The 8,558-nt window shown below is 45.3% G+C and carries 5 protein-coding genes; 4 read left to right on the forward strand and 1 reads right to left on the reverse strand.

The annotated features are described in order from the left end of the window. Window positions 1–307 precede the first annotated feature (307 nt). From AAFP11_RS00040 to AAFP11_RS00050, 3 genes are all read left to right on the forward strand, one after another. Window positions 308–1,771, forward strand: coding sequence for an RtcB family protein (locus AAFP11_RS00040; protein ID WP_341735160.1), 1,464 nt, complete (start codon window positions 308–310; stop codon window positions 1,769–1,771). Window positions 1,772–2,313: 542 nt separating this feature from the next. Beyond that, window positions 2,314–4,095, forward strand: coding sequence for an ABC transporter ATP-binding protein (locus tag AAFP11_RS00045; RefSeq protein WP_341735161.1), 1,782 nt, complete (start codon window positions 2,314–2,316; stop codon window positions 4,093–4,095). 191 nt (window positions 4,096–4,286) lie between these two features. Then, window positions 4,287–4,721: a hypothetical protein gene (locus AAFP11_RS00050; protein ID WP_341735162.1), complete on the forward strand. Its 435-nt coding sequence runs from the start codon at window positions 4,287–4,289 to the stop codon at window positions 4,719–4,721. Between the two features lie 302 nt (window positions 4,722–5,023). On the opposite strand, the gene AAFP11_RS00055 is transcribed toward AAFP11_RS00050, so the two are convergent. Continuing rightward, window positions 5,024–6,739 (reverse strand): AAA-like domain-containing protein, encoded by a 1,716-nt coding sequence (locus AAFP11_RS00055; RefSeq protein WP_341735163.1) that lies wholly within the window; start codon window positions 6,737–6,739, stop codon window positions 5,024–5,026. A gap of 297 nt (window positions 6,740–7,036) precedes the next feature. On the opposite strand from AAFP11_RS00055, the gene metK reads away from it, so the two are divergent. Continuing rightward, window positions 7,037–8,299, forward strand: a complete 1,263-nt coding sequence (gene metK / locus AAFP11_RS00060) for a methionine adenosyltransferase (RefSeq protein ID WP_341735164.1) — start codon at window positions 7,037–7,039, stop codon at window positions 8,297–8,299. Window positions 8,300–8,558: the final 259 nt, after the last annotated feature.

An 8,558-nucleotide genomic window follows, 5' to 3' on the forward strand; every position in this document is an offset into this window, starting at 1 on the left:
CTTTGTTTGAAGCACAGCGGCCGGGAGTTTTCTTAACGCTAATTATTCCGGCTTTTGTGACGCGAAATTGGTGGGAGGGATTGCTGCATAATCAAACTGCTTTCTTTTTGAAGGCGGCTTTGCGGGCGAAAAGAAGTCGGGTGGTAACGACGGTTAGGTATTTTCTGTAAACAGTTGATAGTTGACAGTTGACAGTTGACAGTTGACAGTTGGCAGTTGATAGTAAAAATCAGAACCAAAGTCTTTGATTACCTACAACATCTCTTCAATTTGTGGGGGTTGCTATGCAGCCCGCAACAGAATACTTATGCAGCAGCCAAAAAATCTGAATCGGCTTTTGCGAGCTTTGTCTCGGCAAGGTCTTGATGTTAGTTACGACAACAAAGTATACTCCATTTCTGTCAATAGTTCTGTAAAAGAACCCTGGCAAGATGCCAGTTGTACAACAGCAGAAGTGTTGCTCCCAGAGGGTTTTCCGGTGGAAGCAAAGGCGCTGAAACAGTTAGCAAGTTTGGCTAATGTTCGCCATCCTCAAGGTGGTTGCGTTTGCCGCGCCTGCGCTACTCCAGATTTTCATCCGGGTGATTCGGGGGTGGCGATCGGCTCTATTGTAGAAACAGCGGGAATGGTGATTCCGGCGGCTGTCGGTTCGGATATTAACTGCGGGATGCGGTTACACGTTGCTGATTTGTCGATCGCCCAATTCTTAGCAAAACGCGATCGGTTTGTAGAATTAATGAAAGGCGATTACTTTTTTGGTACTCGCGATGTCAGCATGATGGCAAAAACTGCTCGCGCTATGTTCCAACACGGGATTCCCGGATGGCTGGATGCTATGTTGGACAAAACAACTGGTAGTGTGGTAAATTCCGATTCTGAGCAGTTAGCGACAGAATGCGAGCGTACTTTCCTCGGCGGTTCCATGAATGGCGATATCCAATGGGCTCCCGCAGAATTAGTCCCAAACGACGGCTTAGTCAGGGATGGTGGCTTAGGTACTATCGGCGGCGGCAATCACTTTGTGGAAATTCAAGTGGTTGATGAAGTTGTGGATAAAGCTAGGGCTTATACTTGGGGTGTGCGATCGGGACAAATGGCTTTCATGATTCACTCCGGTTCTCGGAATGTGGGTAAATATATAGGTGGAATGTGGCGCGATCGATCGCGCGATGCTTGGCCGAAAAACCTCAAATACCCGGAATCAGAGCTTTTCCCCCTCTCTCTCTCGGCAAATCCCGAACTTGTCCACAGCTATCTCCAAGCGGAAGCAACAGCGGCTAACTATGGTTTTGTGAATCGTTTGTTGTTAGCAGAACTTTTGCGGCTGCGTTTGCGACAAGTTTTTGGTGATATCGAAGCTCCTTTAGTCTACGATTTACCACACAATCTCACTTTAGCGGAAGGTGCTGGCTGGGTGACTCGCAAAGGTGCTTGTCCCGCCTATCTCGAACAGCCATTAATCATACCTGGTTCGATGGGTGCGCCGTCTTATCTGCTAATTGGTAAGGGAAACGATCGATTTTTGCGATCGGCTTCTCACGGTGCGGGAAGGGCTAGATCGCGCTTCGATATGAGTCGCGAAGGTGTTGACAAAAGTGACACGGCTTTGGGTTTAACTGGCATAGATTGTATTACCTTACGCCAAGAGCGCAGAATAGAAGAAGCACCGGCAGCTTACAAGCCTATTCAACCAATAATTGACGCTCAAGTAGAGGCGCAAATGGTTGATGTAGTCGCTAAAATGAAGCCTGTGTTAACCTTTAAAGCGTAGGATTAAGTACGAGTTACCAGCATCGGTAGGAGCGGGTTCACTCCTTAGCTTGAAAGGATACGCAAAGACTCAAAAACCCGCCCCCACCATGGGCCGGAGTAGCAGTTGCCATAACCACTCTGAGGTGGAAACTCCTGTCTGATAGCGCAAGTCTTCGCTAGGATGGGTAAAAAGCTTTTGATCTCAGCTTTTTAGTCGATTTTAAGCTAATATCTGCTGTTACACATCTCCTAAAAAGACAGTCAAGAATAGGCATCCTGCCTGTTCCACAATAATTATGGGAGATGTCCGTTAGACGGGGGGTTGGAACCACTCGACGGGTGGAAGACAGTAGTGCAAGATATAACAGAAGGAAGAAGGCTATTCGGCAACGGATTTAACCGAGATGGCGGAGGTCAGAAATCAAGAATCAGGAATCAGGAATCAGGGAAATGTAATAATAGCAATGGTTTCACAGTTAACTGTCAACTGTCAACTGTCAACTGTCAACTGTCAACAATCATTCCGATGCGATCGGAATTGATATTACCCCCAGTCCTCAATTGTCACCAAATCTCCCTAAATCTACCCATCCTTTACAGCGGTTGCTGAAATACGGGCGCCGCTACCGCCTTCAAGCTTGGCTAGCAACTATCTGTTCATTTCTGAATAAACTCTTCGACTTAGCGCCACCGGCATTAATCGGGATTGCGGTTGATGTGGTGGTCAAAAATGAAGATTCAATTATTGCTCAGTGGGGCATAAAAGATGTTTTTTGGCAACTGGCAATTATTACTATTTTGAGCGCGGTTGTTTGGGCATTGGAGTCTATTTTTGAATATGCTTACGATTACTTATGGCGGAATTTGGCTCAGAATATTCAGCATGATTTGCGCCTGGAAGCTTACAGTCATTTGCAAGAATTAGAATTAGCTTATTTTGAAGAACGCAGCACTGGTGGTTTAATTTCTATTTTGAATGACGATATTAATCAACTGGAGCGTTTTTTAGATGGTGGTGCTAATGATGTTATTCAGGTAATTACAACGGTAGTTATTATTGGCGCGGCTTTTTTTGCAGCATCTCCGACTGTTGCTGTGCTGTCTATGCTGCCGATTCCGTTTATTGTTTGGGGTTCGATCGCCTTTCAGAACCGCCTCGCCCCTCTCTATGCGGATGTGCGGGAAAAGGTGAGCTTTTTGAACGGTCAATTATCGAATAATTTGAGCGGAATTACTACTATTAAAAGTTTCACTTCTGAGGATTATGAGACGCAGCGTATCGCCAACCAAAGCGAAGCTTATCGCCAAAGTAACCGAAGGGCGATCGTCCTTTCTGCTGCTTTTATTCCGTTGATTCGGATTATCATTTTCTTGGGCTTTATCGCCACGCTATTTCTGGGTGGTTTAGAGGTGGTGGCTGGCAGATTGTCGGTGGGAACTTACAGTGTTTTGGTGTTTTTGACTCAGAGGTTATTGTGGCCTTTGACTCGACTGGGAGACACTCTGGATCAGTATCAGCGGGCGATGGCTTCTACTAATCGGGCGATGGATTTACTGGATACTCCGATCGCCATTCGCACGGGAGATATTCGGTTGCCCATCAGTTCGATTAAGGGGGCGCTGGAATTTAAAAATGTGACTTTTTCTTACAATCAAAGAAGACCGATTTTACAATATTTTTCCTTGACGCTAATGGCGGGAAAAACTACGGCGATTGTTGGCCCTACTGGTTCGGGAAAAAGTACGTTGGTGAAGTTGATTTTGCGGCTTTATGAGGTACAATATGGTCAAATCACTTTGGATGGTATTGAATTAACTCAACTGAATTTAAAAGATTTGCGCCGAGGGATTGGATTGGTGAGTCAAGATATATTTTTATTTCATGGTACGGTGGCAGAAAATATTGCTTATGGCAGTTTTGATGCAACTAATTCTGATATAATAGATGCTGCAAAAATTGCGGAAGCCCACGAGTTTATCGCGCAATTGCCGGATGGTTACGAGACAATTGTGGGGGAACGGGGTCAAAAATTGTCGGGGGGACAAAGACAGCGGATTGCTATTGCTAGGGCTGTTTTGAAGAATCCGCCGATTTTGATTCTGGATGAGGCTACTTCGGCGGTGGATAACGAGACTGAGGCGGCAATTCAGCGATCGCTCGAACGAATTACTAAGAATCGGACTACAATTGCGATCGCCCACCGTCTTTCCACAGTGCGTAATGCTGACTGCATTTTTGTGATGGATGAGGGGCTGGTGGTAGAATCGGGACAGCACGAACAACTGATCGAAAATGATGGGGTTTATGCGTCGCTCTGGCGCGTCCAATCTGGTATAAAATAAGAACGCAGCGGTTTTGGGCATTGGGCATTGGGCATTGGGCATTGGGCATTGGGCATTGGTAATTAGTTATTCACACTCTTCTAATAACCAATAACCAATAACCCTTCGACCCTTCGACTACGCTCAGGGTACGGCCAATAACCAATCACAAATAACCGTAAGATATTAGTTTCTATAAGCAAGAAGAGAAAATGTTTCTATTTGATAACCCTGAGTCTAAACCAAACGAAAATAGCTGGAGTCGCAAATTAGATAAGTTTGTGAAAGCTCATCAACATGAATTGGCTGCTTTGGCTTGGGGGCTATTTCTGGAAAGGGGTGAGGAAAGCGAGGAGATTTTGGCCATTGATATTGCAGAAACTGCGCGTTTTGTGTATTGTAAAAAAGAGGCGGTTGAGGAGTTGAACCGTCAAGTTAGAAGTCATATTCAGGAAGTTGTAGGGGTGTTGAACGCTCATAAGCCTGAGAAGGAAGTGGCGATTTTGGCGATCGGAGAAGGTCAAATTAAGTTGATTCTATTTGAACCTAAGCCGGAACCTCCTGTTTGTTTTGAGGAAGCTGCGACGGATGTGGATACGCTGTTGGCGAAGCTGGAACAGCAGATGGTTGAATATATGAAAGGATAAGTTATTTCCTTGATTACTCGGCGATTGAAATCGCTTCTACACGAACGAAGTCCGCCTGCGCGGACTAAGATAATGAAGGGAGTATTTAAGCCTCATTCCGGTTGCGATCGCGCTTACTGTATCAAATTTTTGGGATGAATTACGCACTCCGCCTTCATAACCGGGTTTTTTACTGAATCTCTGGTAACAACGAAGTATCTTCGCAAAAACCCGGTTTCTGACGATCGAGCGATCGGTTACTCAACTTTTTTGTTTCTGGTTTATTTTTTGGGGTTTGGGGCGATCGATTGCGTAGACTAAGATTAAGATGGAAACCGAAAATTCAAAAGCGTACTCAGAGTAGCCCGATCGCGCCCATGTCTTTTAGAATCATAAAGAGCCTCATCAGCCGCCAATACCAGCGTTGATATATCATTCTCCGGCCCAGGAACAACACTCGCAATTCCCAAACTAATTGTTACCACCGGATTCGGCAAATTAGCAACTTTTGAATGCTTAAAAACCAAATTCAAAGATTTAATATTAGCTCTAATTGTTTCAGCAACTATCGCAGCAGCCGACGCATCAGTCCCAGGTAAAATCACCGCAAATTCCTCGCCACCATAGCGAGCAGCCACATCAGCAGGATGCTTGAGTGATCGAGCAATTGCCTGAGCTACCGATCGCAAACAAGTATCTCCAGCTTGATGTCCATAGGTATCATTATAAACTTTAAAATAATCTACATCGCACAAAATTAAAGATATCGGAGAACCATCACGACTCATGTGCTTCCACTCCGCCCGCAAACAACTGTCAAAATGCCGTCTATTCCCAATTTGAGTAAGTTCGTCCACGTTCACCAAAGCTTGTAGCCTTTCATTTTCTTGCTGTAAATCTTCCAGACAAACCCTTGGCCTAGGCTCGGACAATTTTTCTTCTTGAAAATACAAGCGATATAATTCGCAAGACACCTGACAATTATTTGCCTCTAACTTTACCAAGCCCATACTGTCTAGCTGATAAGCAATTAAAGGCTCTATGTAAATACTATTTTGAGAACTTATCACCTGTTGAAAAGCTTCTGATAGGGCGGGATTTTTTTGCAATATTATCGACTGACTTTGAATATGTTCGCTATAAATTCCGCTTTGAGTAGGAGCTAATTTTAGCAGTTGTTCTAATTCGGTTTGCGCCGGATACTTGCCTGCCTCTGCTGACCATTCCCGGAGGTTATCTTGTAAGGAATTTACTAGGTTATAAAGAGCCAAATGAACTAAATAAGGATGTCCTCCTACCATTTTCATTAATTGCTGCACTGGATAGCTATCGCTCCATTCCAGCCCATGTCGTCGCGCTAATTCTTGGACTTGCTCCACATTAAATTCTAACAATTTAATTGGTAATCCTACATTAAAAGGAGATTGATTGAGACTCAAAGCCACATAAATTTCTGTTGAGTGAATCACGACCAAGCGGAGTTTTTGCCAAGTGTCAATTAGTCTGGCTTGTTCGTACCAGGAACGCAATAGTGGCAGGAATTCTTGAGCAATATTTGTACGTTCAAATACTCGATTGACTTCATTGAGTACCAAGACAATGGGAGTTTGAATTTCTTCTAGTAAATAGTTTTCAAAATACATAGTACAGCTTACTTTGCTGCCCATATCTTCATCCCAGAAATCATCCAAGTTGGGTGGGAGTTTGAGTTGTCTAGCTGCATTCACACAAAGCCATCGCAAAAATTTATCTAAGCTAGCAAAAGCAGCTTCATCCGCTTGCTGAAAATCTACGGTGACAGTGCGGTATCCCCGCGCTAGTGCCGCTTGAATTATGCGTAGCATCAGAGAACTTTTGCCCATTTTTCTGGGGGCTTTAATCCGAATCAGGCTTCCGGGTTTGCCAATTTCTGCACAAGCTCGCGCTTCGGCTGGAGTTCGATCGATATAAAATCGAGAGTCCAGGGGTATGGGGCCACCGGGAAATTCTAAGTCTGCAACCCTCTGGATGAAATTTGGTGATTTGGGGATTCCTGCCATAGTTGTTGTGCGAGATGAGACCCTGATAAATAGTTAGATGCGTAAGCTCATACCAATCAACGCCAGCGCTGTGTTTCGCTACTGGGCTGTCTTCCAAAATATACCAGTCAGCCGATTTTAGGTTTGAGATTTGAGAGGGGAAAATTATTCAATAGTATAAAAAAGTTGCTGCAAATCTTTAAATAATTGGATCTGTTGATCGAGCTTGGAGTGTGAATTTGCTATAGTAGTGTCACTTTACTCAAAATCCAACCCTGCTTCCACTAAACTAGAAAACATCACAAGGAGAAATAATCATTGTCACGCCGCTACCTGTTCACCTCTGAATCTGTTACCGAAGGCCATCCCGATAAAATCTGCGATCAAATTTCAGATACGATTTTAGATGCCTTATTGACCGAAGACCCTAAAAGTCGCGTCGCTGCTGAAGTTGTTGTCAACACAGGCTTGATGCTGCTGACGGGAGAAATTACCACCAAAGCCCAGGTAAATTACATAGAATTAGCGCGGAAAAAAATAGCCGACATTGGCTACATCCACGCAGATAACGGTTTTTCCGCCAATAGCTGCTCGGTATTGGTGGCTCTTGACGCTCAGTCTCCCGATATTGCTCAAGGGGTGAATACAGCCCAGGAAAGTCGGGAACAATCTAGCGAAGAACAATTGGACGCCATTGGAGCAGGCGACCAAGGCTTGATGTTCGGCTTTGCTTGCAACGAAACGCCGGAATTGATGCCACTACCGATTAGCCTAGCCCACCGGATTTGCCGCCAACTCGCAGCAGTCAGAAAAACCGGTCAGTTATCTTATCTACGTCCCGATGGCAAAAGCCAAGTTACCGTGGTTTACGAAGACGGCAAACCTGTGGGCATAGATACGATCTTAATTTCTACCCAGCACACTGAGGCGATCGGCGATATTACTGATACTGCCGCAGTTCAAGCCAAAATTAAAGAAGACCTGTGGACTGCTGTTGTCGAACCCGTGTTTGCGGATATCGCCATCAAACCAGATGCAGAAACTCGCTTCCTTGTCAACCCCACTGGCAAATTTGTGATCGGCGGACCTCAAGGAGATTCAGGTTTGACTGGGCGCAAAATTATTGTGGATACCTACGGCGGTTATTCCCGTCACGGTGGTGGTGCTTTTTCTGGAAAAGACCCCACAAAGGTAGACCGCAGCGCGGCTTATGCTTGTCGCTACGTGGCTAAAAATATCGTGGCGGCCGGTTTGGCGGAAAAGTGTGAAGTGCAGTTGAGTTATGCGATCGGCGTGGCGCGGCCTGTTAGCATGATGATCGAAACTTTTGGCACTGGAAAAGTCGATGACGATCGCCTTTTGGAAGTTGTGAAGCAGTTGTTTGAACTGCGTCCAGCGGGGATTATTCAAGCATTTAACTTGCAGAATTTGCCTGCGGAAAGGGGCGGCCGTTTCTATCAAGATGTGGCTGCTTACGGTCACTTTGGACGCACTGATTTAGAGTTGCCTTGGGAGCAAACTGATAAGGTGGAACTGTTGAAATCAGCTTTGGTTCAGCAGTTGTCGGCAGTAACCCGATAGTACAATTTCAGGGGCAAGCTACTAAAATTTAATACTGCTTGTTACCAGGCTCTGCCTGGTAACACAGATCCGGAGGCTCTGCCTCCAAGTTTCCCAAAGGCTGGCGAGGCAGAGCCTCTGGATCTCGGTTCCCAGGCAGAGCCGGGGAACCAGTTAAAAAAATTTAATACTGCTTGTTACCAGGCTCTGCGTGGTAACACAGATCCGGAGGCTCTGCCTCCAAGTTTCTCAAAAGCTGGCGAGGCAGAGCCTCTGGATC

Source organism: Microcoleus sp. CAWBG640 (assembly GCF_020883015.1).
Lineage (GTDB): Bacteria > Cyanobacteriota > Cyanobacteriia > Cyanobacteriales > Microcoleaceae > Microcoleus > Microcoleus anatoxicus.